The following is a 17639-nucleotide window of genomic DNA, read 5'->3' as shown; positions in this document are numbered from 1 at the left end:
GGTGACCCTCTGCAATCCCTGCGTGGCTGCTGTTCAGGCCGGTTCCTGTTCCCGTTGGCCCGTCATGCGCCAGGCTTTTGGCGAGGCCCCGGTCCAGCGCCGGAATGCCTTGCCGAAGGCACTCTCATCGCAGTAGCCCAGGGCTGCGGCGATTTCCGAATTATTCCTTTTCCCCTCGGTCAACCAGCGGCGCGCGTAGTGGCTGCGCACCTCGTCCTGTATCGCCCTGAAGCTGGCGTCTTCCGCGGTCAGCTTGCGGCCCAGGTGGCGGGGACTCATGCACAGGCGGCTGGCTACCTGCTCCCGGGTGAGTTGCGGTTCCTGCTGCAGCAGGTGGGCCACGCGCAGGTGCAGGCTCTTGTTGTTCAGGGACTTGAGCAGCGCATCGGCCTCCGGCTTCAGGCGGTTCATCACCTGGTGATCGGCGGCTACCAGTCGGGTGCGGAGATCCTCTGGCCGCAGCCGGATGGCCGATACCGGGGCGCCGAAGTGAACGGGAGTCTGTAGCGCCGCCTGGTACTGGTGTTGGATGGCCAGTGAGGGGGCAGGGTAGGCCAGCTGCAGGCTGTGGGCGCGCAATTGTCCCCCGGTCATCTCGCGAATCTGGGTCAGGCACGCGGCCAGCACCGTCTCCACGCGCAATTGTGCGCAGCAGACGTAGTTGGGCAGGTAGCACAGGTCGACATGCTGTGCTCCCCGGCGCAACTCGAACTGTCCTCCCTCGCCGACCAGGGGGTGGTACTGCAACAGCTGGTCGACGGCTTCGCCCAGGTTTTCCTGGGTCATCAGCAGGTATCCCACCAGTCCCAGCTGGCTGGCCTGGATCGCCTGGCCCAGCCGGATCCCCAGCAGGGGGTCGGAGTGGCTGTCCGCAAGGCACTGCCAGAGTTGCTCCTGGCGCTCCATCGGGACCCGTTCCTGCTGGTCAATATCGGCCAGAATGTTCCTGGCATCGAAAGGCAGGGGCTTGCCCATGCTATTGAGGGCCGAGGCAAGCGCGCGTGAATAGTTTAATGTGACACTTCTTGAATCTCTGGGTAACATACTGCTTGTCCGTAAATCACCAGTTATGGCCCGATTATGACGAACACCCGAAGGGTTGTCACTGTATATTGCGGTGACGTGCCGGGAAGATGCCCGGAGCCAACTGAACAGAGGTGACAATAACAATGAAACCCTACGCGGTGATTGGCGCCGGCCCCATGGGGCTGTGCACAGTGCGCAACCTGCGCAAACAGGGAATTCCCTGTATCGGTTTTGAGATTCACTCCGATGTTGGCGGCCTGTGGGATATCGACAGCCCGACCAGCACCATGTACGAATCTGCACACCTGATCTCGTCGAAAAAAATGACCGAGTTCGCCGAGTTCCCGATGGACGAACGGGTAGCTGACTTCCCCCATCACAGTGAGCTGCGGGCGTACTTCCGGGCCTATGCGCGGGAGTTCGGGCTGTATGACTGTTACGAGTTCAACACGGAAGTGGTGCGCTGCGAGCGCGATGGGGACGACTGGCTGATTACCACCCGCTGTCACGGTGAGGAGCAGACCCGTGCCTTTGGCGGCCTGTTGATTGCCAACGGCACCCTGCATCACCCGAACATGCCGCAGCTCCCCGGGGAATTCGATGGCGAGCTGATTCACTCCTGTGATTATCGCGACCCGGCCGTGTTTGATGGCAAACGGGTACTGCTGGTGGGCTGTGGCAACAGTGGTGCGGATATCGCTGTGGATGCGGCGCACCGGGCGCGCACTGTGGATATCAGCCTGCGCCGTGGTTACTACTTCCTGCCCAAGTTTATCGGCGGCAAACCCACTGATGCCGTGGGCGGCAAGATCCGCCTGCCGCGCTTCGTACAGCAGCGCATCAGTGCAGCCCTGGCCCGCCTGATGCTGGGTCGGCCGAGCCAGTACGGGTTGCCGGAACCGGACTACAAGATGTTTGAGTCCCACCCGGTCATCAACTCCCTCATACTGCACCATATCGGCCACGGCGACGTGCACCCGCGGGGGGATATTGCCAGTATCAAAGGCAACACCGTCACCTTTGCCGACGGCCACAGTGCCGAGTACGACATGATCGTGCTGGCAACGGGTTACAAGCTGCATTACCCGTTTATCGATCGCGAGCATCTCAACTGGCAGGGCATGGCGCCAAGCCTGTACCTGAACGCGTTCCACCCGGAGTACGACAACCTGTTCCTGATGGGAATGGTGGAAGCGGCCGGGCTTGGCTGGGAGGGGCGCAACGAACAGGCGGAGCTGGTCGCGCTCTATATCCGCCAGCTTGCGGACGGCGCCCGATCCGCCGCTGATTTCCAGGTCATCAAGCGCCAGCGGGCGACTGCCCGTGCTGATGGCGGCATGAAGTACCTGCAGCTGGAGCGCATGGCCTATTACGTGCACAAGGATACTTACCTCAAGGCGCTGCGCACGCACCGCCGCCAGCTGCAGCGCGACCTGCCGGCGCCGGTGGCTGCCGGTGGCCAGCGGAGCGTGGGGGCAGTCTAGTGGAAGGTACCCTGCAGGTAGCGGAAAGCTTCCAGATGTCGCCCGGTGCTTTGCTCGCCCTGAATACAGTGCTGGCGTTCATGATGTTCGGGGTGTCACTGGGATTGCGGCCGGCAGATTTTGTCGCCGTGTTGCGTCGTCCGGTGGCACCGGTGACCGGGCTGGTCGCCCAATTCCTGCTGCTACCTGCTATTACCTGTCTGGCGACCTGGTGGTTTGAGGTCAGCCCCGGACTGGCGCTGGGGATGATCCTGGTGTCGTGCTGTCCCGGCGGCACCTTCTCCAATGTAATGACCTGGATCGGGCGGGCCAGTGTGGCAACTTCAGTCAGCATGACCGCTGTGTCCAGCCTGGCTGCGGTGGTAATGACGCCACTCAATTTCGCCCTCTATGGCGGGCTCAATCCCGCCACCCGCGGGCTGCTGGAGGAGATCGCACTGCCGGCCGGCAGTATGGTGTTACTGGTGGTCCTGGTGCTGGCATTGCCGATGTTGCTGGGAATGCTGGTCGGGGCGCGTTTCCCCGGTTTTGCGGTTCGCAGTGAGCGGTTTTTTCGCAGCACGTCGCTGCTGGTGTTCCTGCTGTTTGTGGTGGTGTCTTTCAGCAAGCACTGGGAAACCGCGATGCAGGTGGCCGGCGCGGTATTGCTGCTGGTGGTGGCCCACAACGCGCTTGCATTCCTGCTGGGCAATGTCAGTGGCCGGGTGATGCGGCTGCCGGTTGCCGAGCGGCGGGCGGTGACCATGGAGGTGGGAATCCAGAATTCCGGCCTCGCCCTGGCCGTGCTCTTCACCTTCTACCCCGGCGCTGGCGAGATGCTGGTGGTCGCCGGGTTCTGGGGTGTCTGGCACCTGGTCGGCGGCCTGGCCCTGGCGGGCTACTGGAACTTTTCCGGACGCGGTGCGAACTGGCTGCGCCCCTCAACCGAAGAGACAAGAAAAGCTTTATGACGCGCAAAAAAGTACTGGTAACGGGTGCCTCGGGATATATCGGCAAGCAGCTGGGGGAGCGACTGGCCGGGGAAATGCCGGTGGTTGGGGTGGATATTCACCCCCGCCCGGCAACCTTCCCGATTTTCAAGTTGGATATCTGTGACGCCGCACTGGGCGAACTGATGCGCGCCGAGGCAGTAACCCACGTGGTTCACCTGGCCTCGGTGATGGCAGCGGGGCGCGACCGTGCCGCCGAATACCGGATTGATGTCGAGGGGACCGAAAATGTGCTGCGGGCCTGCCTGACCGCGGGCGTGGAGCATGTAACCGTGACCAGCAGCGGGGCGGCGTACGGCTATCATCCTGACAACCCGGAGTGGCTGGAGGAGCGTCACCCCCTGCGGGGTAATCCGGAGTTTGGCTACTCTGACAACAAGCGGTTGGTGGAGGAGATGCTGGCGGCCTACCGTGAGCAGTATCCGCAACTGAAGCAGCTGGTGTTCCGCCCCTGCTCCGTGATCGGGGCAACGACCAAAAGCAAGATTGCCGAGCTCTTTTCCGGTAGCGCGATCCTCGATCCGGGCGGGCACAACTCCCCGTTTGTCTTTATCTGGGACCAGGACGTGGTGCGGGCGATCGAGTTCGGGGTGGATCGCAATGCTTCCGGTATTTTCAATCTTGCCGGGGACGGTGCGCTGACGCCGCGGGAGATTGCCGCGCGCCTGGACAAGCCACTGCGCACACCGCCGGTATGGCTGGTCAAGATGTTGCTGGGAACCGGCTATACGCTGCACCTGACCGACAAGCAGCCAGAGCAGGTGAAGTTCCTGCAGTACCGACCGGTATTGTGTAATCGACGCCTGAAAGAAGAGCTGGGATTCATTCCGCAGAAGACCTCGGCCGAAGCGTTCGACTTCTTCGCCCGTGAGGCGCTCAAGTTGGAGCCGGTGCGGCAGCCGGTTGGGGATTCGGCATGAGTTCGGTGGCGGAAGGGCGGGTATTGGTTGTCACCGGCGCTGCCGGGGGGCTGGGGTGGGCCCTGGTGGAGGCCCTGGCGGGTGACCGGGATACGGAATTTGCGCTGGTGGACCTGGCCGGCAGCGCACTCGAGGACCGTGTGGCGGAATTGCAGCAACGTGGTATCCGGGCCCGGGCCTGGACTGCTGACCTCTCCAGTGAGCAGGAAGTGGCAGGCCTGGTAGCGCGGCTGAAATCGGCTTACGAGCGTGTAGATTTACTGGTTAACAATGCCGGGATTACCCATCGCAGCCTGGCCTGCCAGACCGACAACGCGGTTATCCGCAGGGTTATGGCGGTGGATTACCATGCGCCGGTGGAGCTGGCCCAGGGCCTGCTTCATGAGCTGCGTCGCGCGGGCGGTTGCGTGGTGAATATCAGCTCCATGGCTGGCTGGATGCCGGTGCTGGGGCGTGCCGGTTACTGTGCGGCCAAGAGTGCCCTGCACCAGTATTTCGAGACCTTCCGGGAAGAGGTGCGCGAGGAGGGAATCTCCGTACTGATGGTTTACCCCAGTTTCGTCGCCACCAATATTGACCGCAATGCGCTGTCCGGCGATGGCGGTAAGGCCCAGCACAAGCAAAGCACTGTCGGGGCGGTGAGAAGCGCCGACTGGATGGCAGCAAGAATTGTCACGGCATACCGCAGAGGGGAGGAGCGCCTGTTCCCCCGGGATATGACATTGCTCGGGGCTTATCTCTATCGCCTGGCGCCTCGCCTGTTTATGAGGCAAATGGTGAAGAACTTTCGCTCGGAGCTCGAGGCGGGCAAGGCGGTACCGTCGGGGACGCTGTGAGACCGCCGGGCGCCGGCCAGCAGGCCGGCCCCCGGGCAGGGGGCATCAGATGGCCCAGGTGAGGTAAACGGGCTCAATGCCACCATTCTGCCCCACCTCAATGCGGGCCCCCTGGGGGCGATCACCATTGCGGGCCTCGATGGTGTAAGTGCCGGCAGGCAGGTCCACCAGCAGCTGCGGGCCCGCGGTTTGTGTGTCCAGTACCGTGCGCCCACTTGAATCCCTGATTTCCACCCGGGCGCTGCCCAGGTAGTGCCCGGAATTGGCGCTAAGGTGGATCCGGGCATCGAACTCTTCATCCAGGGTGTTGCCCAGTGCATCCAGGGCCTGTCGTTCCTGTTTACCGATTCCGCCGGACACATAGCGAACCCCGTCCTCCTGTAGGACCTCCGGCGTCCTGGCGTCGACCTGCATGGAGATGGTTGCCAGCCCGGCCAGCATTGGAATCATAAATCGCATGCTGCGCATTGATTACCTCCCTCTGTCAGTCTGGAAATAGTGGTTATTGTTCGGGAGCGGCGTCCCTGTGCGTGAATCAGTTGTCGTCAGGCCGCTGTGCGGATATCGATGACGGTGCCCTGGTCCCGCGGCTCTGCCTTGCGCGGGAAGGTAATGGTAAGCACACCGTTGCGGCACTGGGCATCCACGCCATCCCGGTCGGTGTCCTCCGGTAGCGACAGCACACGCTGGAAAGCGCCGTAACTGCGTTCCAGCCGGTAAAAACTGGTGTCGTCGCTCTTTCTATGCTCGCGGCGTTTCTCCCCGCGAATCGTCAGGGTGTTGTCGGCGAGGCGGACTTCGATATCTTTTTCATCGATGCCTGGCACCTCGACCGAGATCAGGTACCTGTCTTCGGTCGCCGCAATGTCCACATTGGGTTTTAGCAACAGGCTCTCGACCGGCCCCGCACCGGCCCCGTCGGGGTTCGAGGACCGGTGGAACAGTTCCTCGAACATGCGGTCCAGCCGGTCCTGCAGGCGTGCAACCGTCGGGAACTCCAGGGCGGGCCTGCCGGCCTGGGCTAAGTGGGCGGATTCAGAGGCTTCCTCGTCCCTGAACCAGTTCCATGGTGCGAGCTTCTTCATATCCATGACTACCTCCACTGAGTTGCAGAAATTGTCATTGTCGCGGCCTGGCGGAAGATCACGCCGACCGCCGCCGTCACTACTCAACCTGAGGCGAGTCTGGGGCTTTTCAAGGGCCGTTCTGGAAGGAAAAGTTGAATTTGGTGCCCGCCGGCATCCTGTTATTCAAATGCCATTGGTATCACGCTGGCTGCCAACAGCAGGCCCATGGCGATATTGAAGCGGCGCAGGTGATCGCTGTTTGACAGCAGGCGCTGCATGCCCACCCCGAACAGCAGCCAGGTGACGATGCAGGGGCCGCCGATGAGGATAAAAGCCAATGCCACCCTGCTGGCGTCGAGCCACGCTTCGCCACCGGGGATTGAGAAGGCCGCCAGCGCGCCCACTGCCATTACCCAGCCCTTGGGATTGACCCACTGGAATGCTGCTGCCTGCAGGAATGTGAATGGGGGACGCTGGTCGGCACTGCTCACCTCGCGGGTGGTGCCAATAGCCCAGGCCAGGTACAGCAGGTAGGCGATGCCCGCCCAGCGGATCAGCTGGTGCAGGAAAGGGAACTCCGTAAACAGCGTGCCCAGGCCGAGTCCGATGGCCATGATCATTGCCGGGAAGCCCAGGCAGATACCCAGGAAGTGTGGCAATGAGCGCGCGACACCGTGGTTGAGGCCCGAGGTCATGATCATCAGGTTGTTGGGGCCCGGTGTGATGCTGGTGGTAAAGACAAACAGGGCCAATGGCAAAAGGGCTTCGAGCAAGGGGGGTCTCCGGCTTGGTGGCAGCACATTGTAACGGCAGCGGGCCCGTCAGTCTGCCCGTTATGCAGCCCGGCAACGGGGCTGTCCGCTGCGTGTTAAAATTGCCCGGTAACCCGATGGATTGACAGGCGCTCCGTGGAACTGATTGACAGCCATTGCCATTTCGATTTTGACGATTTCGCGCTCGACCGGTCCGAGGTCTGGCAGCGATGCTGCCAGCTTGGCCTCAAGGGGATGGTCATTCCCGGGGTCAGCATTGCGCAGTGGCGCACCCTGTTCGAACTGCTGCAGCGCCGGCCCGAGTGGCATGGTGCCGTGGGTGTGCACCCCTGGTGGGTGAAAGAGCTGGCGACGGATCACCCGGGGCCGGGTGAGGAATTGCAGGAGTGGCTGCTGGGCCAGCTGCTCCACTGGGGGCGCAACAGCCGCTGTGTGGCGATCGGGGAGTGCGGACTGGACAGGGCCATCGATACCCCGCTGGCGTTGCAGCGCGACATCTTCCGGGTGCATTTGCGAGCAGCGTGTGAGCTGCAGCTGCCGCTGATCATCCATGTGCATCGTTACCATGCCGATGTGCTCGCGCTGTTAAAGGAGTACCGCCCATTGCGGGGGGGAGTGATCCATGCGTTCAGCGGCAGTGAAGAAATCGCGCGAGAATACTGGAAGCTGGGTTTTTACCTGGGCATCGGCGGCACAATCACCTACCCCCGTGCGGCCAAGACCCGCAGGGCAGTAGCCGCAGTGCCCCTGGAAGCCCTGCTCCTGGAAAGCGATGCACCGGATATGCCCCTGTCCGGGCGCCAGGGCCAACGCAACAGTCCCGAGTTCCTGCCCGACATTGCCGCCGAACTGGCAAGCCTGCGTGCAGTCCCCGTAGAAGAAGTGGCGGTACAGGCACTTCGCAATACCAGGCAATTATTTTCCCTATGAGCCAGCCAACGTTTTCGCCGGAGCATTTCCGCAGCCAGTTCCCGCTGTTCGCACAGCCGGAGAATCTCGACCTGGTCTATCTCGATAATGCTGCCACCACGCAGAAACCGGACGTGGTAATCGAGGCCCTGGGCGACTTCTACCGGCACAGTAATGCCAATACCCATCGCTCCAGTCACCGGCTGGCCCGCCGGGCAACCGAGATGGTTGAGCGGGTGCGGGCGCAGGCTGCAGGCTTTTTTAATGCGGCGTCGCCGCGGGAAGTGGTTTTCTGTCGTGGCGCCACCGAGGCCCTGAACCTGCTGGCCTACAGTCTTTGCCAGGACCTGCAGCGCGGTGACGAGATAGTGCTGTCCACTATCGAGCATCACGCCAACATCGTGCCGTGGCAAATGGCTGCCGAGCGCCATGGGCTGAACCTGCGCTATGTGCCGCACACCGCCGGAGTGCCCCAGTTTGACCGGCTGCACGAAGTACTGGGGCCGCGCACCCGCATCGTCTCGCTCAGTGGTGGCTCCAATGCCCTGGGCCTGCGGCCGGACTTTACCCGCATTCGCCAACAAGTGAGGGAATATGACCTGCGCTGGGTGGTGGATGCCGCGCAGCTCGCAGCCCACGAGCCGCTCGACGTGCAGGCGATCGGCTGCGATTTCCTGGTCTGTTCCGCGCACAAGTTTTACGGTCCCACCGGAATCGGCCTGATATACGGGCGCGAGCAATGGCTGGCCGCAATGCCCCCCTGGCAGGGCGGTGGGGAGATGATTACCGGGGTGGGCCTGTATCACAGTGATTACGCCGGTTTGCCGCACCGATTTGAGGCGGGTACTTCGTCCCTCGCCGGGATCGCCGCCCTGGGCGCAACGCTTGAGTTTCTCGGGCAGCAGGACCGCCCGGGCATGGCCGCGCACGAACAGGCGTTGCTGGCGCGCTTGCACGAGGGGATCGCCGCGCTGCCCGGCCTGCGCCTGCTGAGCCAGCCGCAGCACAACCTGGGAGTGACGGCATTCGCACCGGAAACCGGCGAGGCCACCGACCTGATGCACTGGCTGGACGGGCGGGATATCGCTGTGCGCGTCGGCACCCACTGTGCCCAGCCTCTGCTGCGGGCGGCGGGCAGCGGGCCTACAGTGCGGGCCTCGGTGGCCGCCTACAATACGTTTGCGGAGATCGAGGCACTGCTGCTGGCGGTCGCGGACTACCTGCAGCTGGACCAGTCGCTGGTGAGTGTGGAAGGGGCCGGTTCCCGGTGGAGCGCCGACGAGCTGGGTGCCCTGCAACTGGAGCGGCTCGCGGCACAGCGCTCGTGGCAGGATCGCTACCGTGAACTGCTGCGTTGGGGCAAGTCGATCTCTGGTAAGCCTGAGATCCGCCGGCCGGAAAACCTGGTGCGGGGCTGTGAGGCGGATGCGTGGCTGGTCCACCGGGAGGAGGCTGGCCGGCACTATTTTGCCTTTGACAGCGACAGCCGTGTGGTCAAGGGCCTGGCAGCCCTGCTATTGTCACAGGTAAATGGTCGCGAGGCCGGGGAGATTCTCGGCCGGGACCTGTCCGGCCTGTTTACCGAGCTGGGCCTGGCCAGGCACATGAGTGAATCGCGCAGCAACGGCTTTCACGCGCTGCTGCAGCGGATTCACGCACAGGTCAGCGGCTGAGCTTCTTCTGCAGCAGGCGCTCGATAGCGCGCGAGGCGGCGACGAAGCCAAAAGTGCCGGTCACCATGGTGGCAGCACCAAAGCCGCCGCTGCAATCGAGTTTCACCCCGTCCTGCATGGCACTCTTGCGGGCGCACACCTGGCCATCGGGTTGCGGGTAGACCATCTGCTCCGGGGAATAAATGGCATCCACGCCGAACACCCGTTTGCGCGATTTCTGGAAGTTGTGGAATCGGTACAGGTGCTGGCGCACCTTGGCCAGCATCGGGTCGTTTACTGTGCGTCCCAAATCGTCCCATTCGATTCGGCGCGGATCCAGTTTGCCACCGGCGGAACCCACGGTCACCAGACGCAGCTTGCGCGCTTTGCAGTAGGCGATGAGTGCTGCCTTCACCCGCGCCGAGTCGATTGCGTCAATCACCACGTCGACAGGCCGGGCGTCCGGGTCAATCAGCTCTGCCAGGTTGTCCTGGGCAATGAAATCTTCTTCTTCATGCACCTGGATTTCCGGGTTGACCTGGCGCAGGCGCTCGGCCAGTACTGCCACCTTCTGCTGGCCGATGGTGTCTTGCAGGGCGTGGCTCTGGCGATTGGTATTGGTGATGCAAACGTCGTCGAGGTCGATCAGCGTAATTGTGCCCACCCCTGAGCGGGCCAGGGCCTCTGCGGTCCAGCTGCCGACGCCGCCAACACCAATCACAATGCAATGGGCACTGTGCAGCACGGGCAATGCCGCGTCCCCGTAAAGTCGTGCGATCCCGCCAAATCTCTGCTGGTACTGCTCACTCAGTTTCATTCGTCGATCGTTTCCAGAAAACGGTGTTGCTCCGCTGCGGCTGGTAGCCGGCAGTCATCCCGGCGCCCGAACAGCCGGTAGCGATTGCGCGCGATGATATCGTATACCGCGTCCCGGAGCACAAGTGGCAAAGCGCGGAGTAAACGCAGGTGCCGCGCTGCGCCCGGTAGCTTACCCAGTACCCGCAGGGCCGCCTCGCTCTTGAAGTGGGGCCGGTGCTGGCCGTTGGCCCGCTCCAGGTAAACCACGGATTCGTAGTCATCCAGTGGTAGGCCCAGCCCCTCAAGTAGCTTCTGGCCGGCCGGGGACTGGGCGCGGCAAAAGGTGAATAACCCTGTGCGGTCCCGCTCCAGCACAAAGTGCACCCAGCCATTACACAGGTTGCAGAGGCTGTCAAAAAGGATGATGCGATCGGGCAGGCTGGTCGCCATAGAGGTGCTGGCCATCGGTAGTGTCAGGGTCAGCTGGCAATGGTAGTCGGAGGGGAAATAAAAACGAAGGCAGGCAGTTCGGCGGCCCGGGGGCCGCCGGGAAAAGGATCAGTGCACGTGGCCGTGATCGATCTCTTCCGGAGTGGCTTCGCGTACGGAAACCACTTCAACCTCGAAGTGCAGCTCCACACCGGCGAGCGGGTGGTTGCCATTGATGGTGACGTTGTCGCCGTCGATTTCGATGATTTCGACTTCGATCGGCTGGCCCTCGGTGCTCTGGGCGCGGAACGCCATGCCCACTTCCAGCTTGTCGACACCGCCAAATGCGCTGCGCGGCAGGGTCTGGATCAGCTGCGGGTTCTGCGGGCCGTAGGCCTCTTCGGGCGGGATCACGGCAGTGAATTTGTCGCCGGCAGCCTTGTCCAGCATCTCTTTTTCCAGTCCGGGGATGATGTTGCCCACGCCCTGCAGGAACTTGAGCGGCTCGCGGCCCTCGGAGGAGTCGATAACGGTGCCGTCGGCGTCTTTCAGGGTGTAGTGCATCTCCACTACGGAGTGGTTGGCAATCTTCATGAAAAGTCTCTGAGAAAGGTGGGTGAATGAAGTAGCGCTTACCGCATGCGGAAGCCATGCAAAAAGGAGAGATAAGGCTTTGAAGGGCGTATTGTATTGACCGCCCGGGCCGGTCGCAACCATTGCCTGCCCGGGGGAAGGTCGGGGGAGGGTCAGCAGGCCAGGGACAAGTGGGCGTCGCAGTGGTCGTAGAGGCCCTCGGCTGCCTCCACCAGGTCGCTGCTGACGGAATGCGGGATGCCGAGTTCCACCAGCCGCGGCTGCAGGTATTCCAGCAGTGCCTCGAACAGTGGCCCGTTGAGCCCGCGAGCGAGAAAGCGGGCGCGGCTCGACCGAACGGGCTCGGGACTGCCGGCTAGGGCATTGCTGATAAACTGGGCCTGGCGCGCCTGCTGCTTGCAATGATCACGGGCGTCATTGGTGGACAGGTGGCGGCCGAGTGCCTGGTAGAATTCCGTGACGGTGCGATGGAGTACAGCGGTGCCTCCAATCTGGTCCAGCAGATTGCTCATTGGTTCCCCCCGGTATGGAAGTCGTGGAATAGCTGTTGTGGTTGTCCCGCGGGTACCCGTCCCCAGGGTGATGCCTGCCCGGCGGAACCAATTTATGCGGCGAGACTACGCGAACGCCCCGGAGCTGCCAACGGCCTGCCTCGAGATTGTCATCTTGTTCTTCGGGTGTTCCGCGCCGGCACCGGGATGACAAAATTGTGCAAGGAGCCAGGCGCCGAACTGGCAAGTCAGAACCACCTGGCCCCGCATCTAGCGAGAGGGGCAGTAAACAAGCTGCGTAATCCCATAAGGCTGGTAGACTGTCAGGCCTGACTGATAGGGCGGTTCCATTCGCATACCATTGCGGTGGTGCGTGTATTCATAAAGTGGCAAGGGGAGTTTTATGGCGAGTATTTTTACCCAGATTATCAATGGCGACCTGCCGGGACATTTCATCTGGCGCGATGAGCGGGCGGTAGCCATTATGACCATCAGCCCGATCAAGCCCGGCCATTGCCTGGTCATCCCGGTCGAGGAGATCAATCACTGGGATGATGTGCCCGAGGATCTGTCCGCGCACCTGATGCACGTGGCCCAGCGAGTGGCCAAGGGCCTCAAGTCGGTGTACCAGCCCCGCCGGGTGGGGGTGATGGTGGCGGGCCTGGAGGTTCCCCACACCCATATCCACCTGGTTCCGGTTGAGGCCCTGGACGACTTTGACTTCTCCAAGCAACGGCCAGCCGAGGCTGGGGAACTGGCAGCGGAAGCTAAGAAGGTGCGCAGTGCATTGACCGAGCTGGGCTTCGCCGAAGCCGCGATAGACTCCTGAGTCACTTGTTCGCGTGAAAAATCTCGCCAGCACTGCATCCACAACCCGTGTTTGCTGCGTCATAAGTGGGTAACAGGGGACAACTGAGTATCTGTGAGGATCAAATGGCCGCAAAATCTTTCCTGAAACGCCCGCTGGGGGGCCTGGCGCTGGTAATGCTGCTGGCCGTCTCGCTGGCTTCCCATGCTGAGGACGTGAGTAAACAGTTCCCGCTGGACGGGTTTACCCGCATCGAGCTCAAGGGCAACTCCCAGCTGGAAGTGGTCCAGGGGGACACTTTCGAGGTGATCGCCACCGGGTCGAAGGAAGTCGTCGAGCTGGCCGTGGCCGAAGTGCAGGGCGATACCCTGGAACTGTCGGTCCGGGACAAGCACCGCCGCTTCTTCGGTGTGGTCACGGTCAGTGACAGTGAGGGGGTCGATTACCGGGTGGTGCTGCCACGACTCGAGTCGCTGGAAGTAACCGGGTCGGGCGATGCCCGGGCGGAACTGCTGGAGAGCGAGACCCTCGACCTGGAGGTGACCGGATCCGGCTCGCTCAGGGTCAACAAGGTGGCGGCTGAATCCCTGCAGGCCGCGGTTACCGGCTCCGGCGACCTGACCCTGGGTACGGTCCTCGCAGTAGAGGCCAGGGCGTCCATCAAGGGCTCCGGCGATATCCGCCTGGACAGTGTTATCGGCGACTCTTTTGGCGCCGAGATCAAGGGCTCCGGCGATATGGTAGTGGGCGGCAAGGTCGCTTCGCTCTCCGTCAGCATCATGGGCTCTGGCGATTTCCTGGGGCGCAACCTTCAGTCCGATTCTGCAGAGGGCGCCGTCATGGGTTCCGGTGACGTGGTGCTGCGCCGACCGGCGAAGGAGTCCTTCTCGGTAATGGGATCCGGGGATATTGCCCTGGTGGACTGATCCCGTCGGGTGTCACCGCCCAGACAAGCGCACAGTAGCCCTGTGCGCTTTTTTTGTATCCGGGGCCGGCAAAACGATGGGTTGTTGCAGCATGACGGCAGGCCGATCTCATGCGGCGACGCAGGTTTTTCCATGACCTGTTATCCTTGCCGGGTCAGCAGTTTCTCCGGGGCGCTGGTGCCGCGGAGACAGCGAGGGAGCTCGGTCGTAGCATGAGTGAAGTGGAGCCAGGAAAAGGCAGAAAGCTGCGTGATAAAGTCCGCCGCTGGGGGAAGAAGGCCGGGGAGAAGTCCCAGTGGGCTGCTGAGCGGCTGCTGGACCGCCGTCTCTGCCTGGGCGTTACGGGGCTCAGTGGCGCCGGCAAGTCCACCCTCCTGACCAGCCTGATTTACCAGCTGAGCCATCCCCAGCGGGCCCAGTTGCCGGGCTTTGCGCCTGCGCTCAACGGTGACCTGCTGGGCGCAGAGATCCTTCCCGCGGTGGATTCCGGGCTGCCGGTGTTTGATTACCGCCATTGCCTCGATGCGCTGCTGTCACAGCCGCCACGCTGGCCCGAGAGCACTCGCGAGGTTTCCGCGATGGAGCTGCATGTGCACCTGCGCCACCGGCGCCGCCTGCGCAGCGAAACCACACGCACGCTGGTGATAGAGTTGCGCGATTACCCGGGCGAGTGGCTGATGGACCTGCCCCTGTTGGGTATGTCCTACCAGGATTGGTGCCGTCACCAGGCCCACCTGATTGGTACTGACTCCCGTGCGGGGCTGGCGCCGCGCCTGATGTCACAGTTGGCAGCGCTGGATCCCCGCGACCGCGCCGATCCCGCCCGCGTTGCGGACCTCTGGCGGGACTACCGGCAGTTCCTGCTGGAGTGCCGAAGTGAACGCCGCCTCAGTTACCTGCAGCCAGGTCGCGCCCTGACCGATGAGCTGTCCCACAATGTGTTGCCAATGCTCGATCTCCGCGGCCACCCGCCGGAGAGCCTGTCATCGCTGCCGGATGACAGTAACTTCAAAACCCTGGAGCGGTATTACAGTCAGTACGTGGAAGAGCAGGTGCAGCCGTTTGTCGAGCAGCAGTTTCGGCACCTGGATCGCCAGCTGGTCTTGGTGGATATGATAGGTACCCTGTATGCGGGTGAGCAGGCCCTTGACGACATGCGCCTCGCGTTCGGGCATATCGCCGATACTTTCCGCTATGGCAGTACAGGCCTGCTGCGCAAGTTATGGCGGCCGCGGGTGGATCGCCTGGTTTTTGCCGCCACCAAGGTGGACCAGGTACTGGCCGCTGACCATGACGCCCTGCGCCAGTTGCTGGGGCAGCAACTGCAGCAGGCTTTCTCCGGGGCCCGGCACCAGGGCCTGCCCCTTTTCTGTGAAGCGATTGCCGCGGTGCGTTGCTCCAATGAGAGCCAGCGCAATGGCCGCCGTATGCTTGTCGGGCATGACCTTCAGGGGCGGCACCTGGGGTTTGAGAATGCAGAGATCCTTGCCCGCCTTCCCGAGGAGGTAAACGACTGGGAACACTATGCCGGAGCCGCACCGCCGCAACTGCGGCCACCGACTGGAATGGCCTCCGGCGGCACTATTCCGCATATTCGCCTCGATGCATTATTGAACCTGTTGCTGGGAGACCGACTGTAATGAACGGTGAGCAGGACAAGACCCGCCGCAAGACCCGTATTGAGCCTGTGGACGAGCCCGAGCCGCGGACGAGTTCGCGGTCCTCGACCCGGGTTGAGGATATCAGCGATGCAGATGATGAGCTGCCGCGCTCGATTACCACCGGTGAATCACTCCCGGACAGGATTTCTTTTTCCGAGTTGAGGGTGCCTTTTTTCCGGTTGCGCTTCTGGAAGCCGGCACTGGCTGCGGGGCTGGCCCTTGCCGCAGCGGCAGTTGCCTGGGAACTGCACCAGTTATTTGGCTGGGCGATGGAGCGCCACTGGACCCTGGGGGTGCTGGCCGGCGTCATTATCGTATCGCTGGCGGCGACGATTGTTGCTTCCGTATGGGAGTTCTTCCGTGCCGGGAGGCCCCTGCGCCGCCTGCAGGAGACCCAGGAGCTGGCAGCGGAGCTGCGCGATTGCCGCAGTAACGAGGATGCGGAAAAATTCCGTGGCCAGCTCCAGCAGCATTTCGGCGGCAAGCCCCAGGGCGTGCTGCTGGCCAGGGTGCTGGACGAGGCGCCGGACTACTATGACAGCAGTGAGTTGCTGCAGCACCTGGAGGTCACTTTCCTTCAGGCGCTGGACCAGGAGGCCCTGCGGAGGATCGTCCGCCACGCCACCAGTACCGGCGCCCTGGTGGGGTTGAGTCCGTTTGCCACCCTCGATGTATTGGTGGCCCTGCGACAGTCGCTGCGAATGATCGACGATGTGGCACAGATCTACGGAGTGCGGCCGTCCATGGTCATCCGCTGGCGACTGTTCAAAAAGGTGCTGGCACTGGTGGCCTATAGCGGCGCCAGCGAGTACGCGGTAAGCGAACTGTGGCCGGAGCTGGTTGGCGACAGCATGCTCAGCAGCGTCTCTGCGCGCCTGGGGCAGGGGATGGGGGCGAGCCTCTTTATGGGCAGGATCGGACTTGCGACCTTGCAGGCCTGCCGCCCCGTCCCGTTTTCCGACAAGCAGCGGCCGCGCCTAGGCGCACTGACACGCCGTATTGCCGCCAGCCTCAAAGAGCGTGTACTGGGGGCCGGTGCGTCGGGCGCCAATGATCTGCAGCGTCAGCTGGGAGAGGCTGAACTGCGCGCGCGGGACAACCTGAAAAGATGAGCGGGAAGAACAGGAGCCAAGGGAATGCCAAGTAGACTGCGCAATGGAGCGGCTGCCTGGGCGCTGGCATTTGCCTCAGCTGCCCCGACCGCCGCGGTGCTGCACAGCGAAAGTGACGAATTTGTTATTCGCCATGAAGTCGAACTGGGCGTATCGAGTGATGTGGTTTTCGCCGGGCTCGCGGCATTGCCGAAGTGGTGGAGCGGTGATCACAGTTATTCCGGGGATGCGGGCAACTTCTCCTTTGACCTGGCCGCTGGCGGTTGCTTCTGCGAGCGCTGGGGTGGGGCTTCGGCCGAGCACCTGCGGGTGATCTATGCCGTACCGGAGCGCGAGGTGCGGTTGCGGGGGGAGCTGGGCCCGCTGCAGACCATGCCGGTGAGCGGCCTTATGCGTTGGCGCATAGTGCCCCGGGGCAGTGGCGCCACGCTGACCTGGGAGTACCGGGTCTGGGGTGCGGCAAGCGCCCAGCTGGACCGTGTTGCCGCTCCCGTGGACCAGGTGCTGGGTCAGCAGCTCTCGGCACTGGCGGCGTACCTCGGCGAGGAGCCCGGCCATCGCGCAGATGGCCGGTAACCTGGAGGGTGCAGTCGCTTACTGGAATTGCTTCTTCATCAGGAAGCGAGTGTGGTGTTCATCGACGTATTCTGCGAGTTGCTCGTAACGTTCCTTGATAAAGGGCGTAGGATTGTTCACGCCATTTTCGTCGGAGTATTCGACCCCATCACGCACGAGCTGCAGCTCCCGGGCGAGTGCATCGATTGCGCTGAGGATGTTGTCGGTGAGCGCGCGGTTGTAGAAGGCACTGCCGTTGGCGGTATCCTGCAGGTAGGCGTCGCACTCAGAGATCCAGCTGGACCGTTGCTTGAGAAAGTGGATGGTATTGCGAATGCCACCGCGATACTTTGGGTCGAAGTGGTCATTGACATACTTGCCCAGGCTGCGCATACCCGAGTCAACAAATTGTTGCACCAGGCCATCGCAGTATTGTGGCGTGAGGTAAGAGGGGTGCTCCTTGGCACTCGCTGCACTGGTAAACAGTAGCAGGCAGAGAAACCAGAAAACCCGCAGTGGTCTTGAGGATAAAGCGTCCATTTTGTCTGCCTATAGTTTGTTCTAGTCGTTAACAGGCTTCTTTTTGTGATAAACATCTCATAAGTATCG

General features: G+C 62.6%; 20 protein-coding genes. 11 read left to right on the top strand and 9 right to left on the bottom strand.

Annotation, left to right across the window (positions count from 1 at the left end; translation table 11 throughout):
- Window positions 1–33 precede the first annotated feature (33 nt).
- Complete coding sequence (locus ACH6CX_RS03195; RefSeq protein ID WP_232942922.1) at window positions 34–1044, bottom strand: AraC family transcriptional regulator; 1011 nt, start codon at window positions 1042–1044, stop codon at window positions 34–36.
- 125 nt (window positions 1045–1169) lie between these two features.
- Here ACH6CX_RS03195 and ACH6CX_RS03190 point away from each other — a divergent pair, with 125 nt between their 5' ends.
- Genes ACH6CX_RS03190 through ACH6CX_RS03175 form a run of 4 tightly spaced genes read left to right on the top strand, consistent with a single transcriptional unit; the run spans window position 1170 to window position 5255 of the window.
- Entirely contained in the window at window positions 1170–2510 is a 1341-nt protein-coding gene (locus tag ACH6CX_RS03190) for a flavin-containing monooxygenase (protein ID WP_396674757.1), read from the top strand.
- Window positions 2510–3460 (top strand): bile acid:sodium symporter family protein, encoded by a 951-nt coding sequence (locus tag ACH6CX_RS03185; RefSeq protein ID WP_232942920.1) that lies wholly within the window; start codon window positions 2510–2512, stop codon window positions 3458–3460. The genes ACH6CX_RS03190 and ACH6CX_RS03185 overlap by 1 nt, the downstream gene beginning before the upstream one ends.
- Window positions 3457–4419 (top strand): SDR family oxidoreductase, encoded by a 963-nt coding sequence (locus tag ACH6CX_RS03180; protein ID WP_232942919.1) that lies wholly within the window; start codon window positions 3457–3459, stop codon window positions 4417–4419. Before ACH6CX_RS03185 ends, ACH6CX_RS03180 begins: the two co-directional genes overlap by 4 nt.
- Window positions 4416–5255 (top strand): SDR family NAD(P)-dependent oxidoreductase, encoded by an 840-nt coding sequence (locus ACH6CX_RS03175; RefSeq protein WP_396674754.1) that lies wholly within the window; start codon window positions 4416–4418, stop codon window positions 5253–5255. Before ACH6CX_RS03180 ends, ACH6CX_RS03175 begins: the two co-directional genes overlap by 4 nt.
- Before the next feature lie 45 nt (window positions 5256–5300).
- On the opposite strand, the gene ACH6CX_RS03170 is transcribed toward ACH6CX_RS03175, so the two are convergent.
- The 3 genes from ACH6CX_RS03170 to ACH6CX_RS03160 form a co-directional block, all read right to left on the bottom strand.
- Window positions 5301–5723, bottom strand: coding sequence for a hypothetical protein (locus ACH6CX_RS03170; RefSeq protein WP_334079024.1), 423 nt, complete (start codon window positions 5721–5723; stop codon window positions 5301–5303).
- 77 nt (window positions 5724–5800) lie between these two features.
- Window positions 5801–6346: an Hsp20/alpha crystallin family protein gene (locus ACH6CX_RS03165; protein ID WP_232942916.1), complete on the bottom strand. Its 546-nt coding sequence runs from the start codon at window positions 6344–6346 to the stop codon at window positions 5801–5803.
- A gap of 155 nt (window positions 6347–6501) precedes the next feature.
- The gene (locus ACH6CX_RS03160; RefSeq protein ID WP_237061738.1) at window positions 6502–7095 is read right to left on the bottom strand and encodes a LysE family translocator; all 594 of its coding nucleotides are present in this window, start codon (window positions 7093–7095) and stop codon (window positions 6502–6504) included.
- A 135-nt stretch (window positions 7096–7230) separates the two neighbouring features.
- Here ACH6CX_RS03160 and ACH6CX_RS03155 point away from each other — a divergent pair, with 135 nt between their 5' ends.
- Together ACH6CX_RS03155 and ACH6CX_RS03150 are read left to right on the top strand one after the other, a co-directional pair.
- Window positions 7231–8025 (top strand): TatD family hydrolase, encoded by a 795-nt coding sequence (locus ACH6CX_RS03155; protein ID WP_232942914.1) that lies wholly within the window; start codon window positions 7231–7233, stop codon window positions 8023–8025.
- Window positions 8022–9677, top strand: a complete 1656-nt coding sequence (locus ACH6CX_RS03150; protein WP_232942913.1) for an aminotransferase class V-fold PLP-dependent enzyme — start codon at window positions 8022–8024, stop codon at window positions 9675–9677. Before ACH6CX_RS03155 ends, ACH6CX_RS03150 begins: the two co-directional genes overlap by 4 nt.
- On the opposite strand, the gene tcdA is transcribed toward ACH6CX_RS03150, so the two are convergent.
- The 4 genes from tcdA to ACH6CX_RS03130 all read right to left on the bottom strand — a co-directional run bounded on the left by tcdA (window position 9667) and on the right by ACH6CX_RS03130 (window position 11989).
- The gene (gene tcdA / locus ACH6CX_RS03145) at window positions 9667–10473 is read right to left on the bottom strand and encodes a tRNA cyclic N6-threonylcarbamoyladenosine(37) synthase TcdA (RefSeq protein WP_396674751.1); all 807 of its coding nucleotides are present in this window, start codon (window positions 10471–10473) and stop codon (window positions 9667–9669) included. The genes ACH6CX_RS03150 and tcdA overlap by 11 nt on opposite strands.
- Window positions 10470–10919 carry a DCC1-like thiol-disulfide oxidoreductase family protein gene (locus tag ACH6CX_RS03140; protein WP_334079020.1) on the bottom strand — a complete coding sequence of 150 codons (450 nt, stop codon included), beginning with the start codon at window positions 10917–10919 and terminating at the stop codon, window positions 10470–10472. Before ACH6CX_RS03140 ends, tcdA begins: the two co-directional genes overlap by 4 nt.
- A 93-nt stretch (window positions 10920–11012) precedes the next feature.
- Window positions 11013–11477, bottom strand: a complete 465-nt coding sequence (locus ACH6CX_RS03135; protein ID WP_232942910.1) for a peptidylprolyl isomerase — start codon at window positions 11475–11477, stop codon at window positions 11013–11015.
- A gap of 152 nt (window positions 11478–11629) precedes the next feature.
- On the bottom strand, window positions 11630–11989 hold the full coding sequence (locus ACH6CX_RS03130; RefSeq protein ID WP_232942909.1) for a hypothetical protein: 360 nt from the start codon (window positions 11987–11989) through the stop codon (window positions 11630–11632).
- Window positions 11990–12371: 382 nt separating this feature from the next.
- Here ACH6CX_RS03130 and ACH6CX_RS03125 point away from each other — a divergent pair, with 382 nt between their 5' ends.
- The 5 genes from ACH6CX_RS03125 (at window position 12372) to ACH6CX_RS03105 (ending at window position 17051) form a co-directional block, all read left to right on the top strand.
- Entirely contained in the window at window positions 12372–12797 is a 426-nt protein-coding gene (locus tag ACH6CX_RS03125; protein WP_232942908.1) for an HIT family protein, read from the top strand.
- Window positions 12798–12901: 104 nt separating this feature from the next.
- Window positions 12902–13702 carry a GIN domain-containing protein gene (locus ACH6CX_RS03120; protein ID WP_396674747.1) on the top strand — a complete coding sequence of 267 codons (801 nt, stop codon included), beginning with the start codon at window positions 12902–12904 and terminating at the stop codon, window positions 13700–13702.
- 212 nt (window positions 13703–13914) lie between these two features.
- The gene (locus ACH6CX_RS03115) at window positions 13915–15342 is read left to right on the top strand and encodes a YcjX family protein (RefSeq protein ID WP_232942906.1); all 1428 of its coding nucleotides are present in this window, start codon (window positions 13915–13917) and stop codon (window positions 15340–15342) included.
- On the top strand, window positions 15342–16475 hold the full coding sequence (locus tag ACH6CX_RS03110; RefSeq protein WP_232942905.1) for a TIGR01620 family protein: 1134 nt from the start codon (window positions 15342–15344) through the stop codon (window positions 16473–16475). The genes ACH6CX_RS03115 and ACH6CX_RS03110 overlap by 1 nt, the downstream gene beginning before the upstream one ends.
- A 24-nt stretch (window positions 16476–16499) precedes the next feature.
- A complete protein-coding gene (locus ACH6CX_RS03105; protein WP_232942904.1) occupies window positions 16500–17051 on the top strand; it encodes a hypothetical protein in 552 nt (183 codons plus the stop codon).
- 18 nt (window positions 17052–17069) lie between these two features.
- On the opposite strand, the gene ACH6CX_RS03100 is transcribed toward ACH6CX_RS03105, so the two are convergent.
- Window positions 17070–17570, bottom strand: a complete 501-nt coding sequence (locus ACH6CX_RS03100; RefSeq protein WP_232942903.1) for a hypothetical protein — start codon at window positions 17568–17570, stop codon at window positions 17070–17072.
- Window positions 17571–17639 lie beyond the last annotated feature (69 nt).

Source organism: Microbulbifer sp. JSM ZJ756 (genome assembly GCF_044383805.1).
GTDB classification, from domain to species: Bacteria; Pseudomonadota; Gammaproteobacteria; order Pseudomonadales; family Cellvibrionaceae; genus Microbulbifer; species Microbulbifer zhoushanensis.
This window is presented reverse-complemented; position numbering and strand designations above follow the sequence as displayed.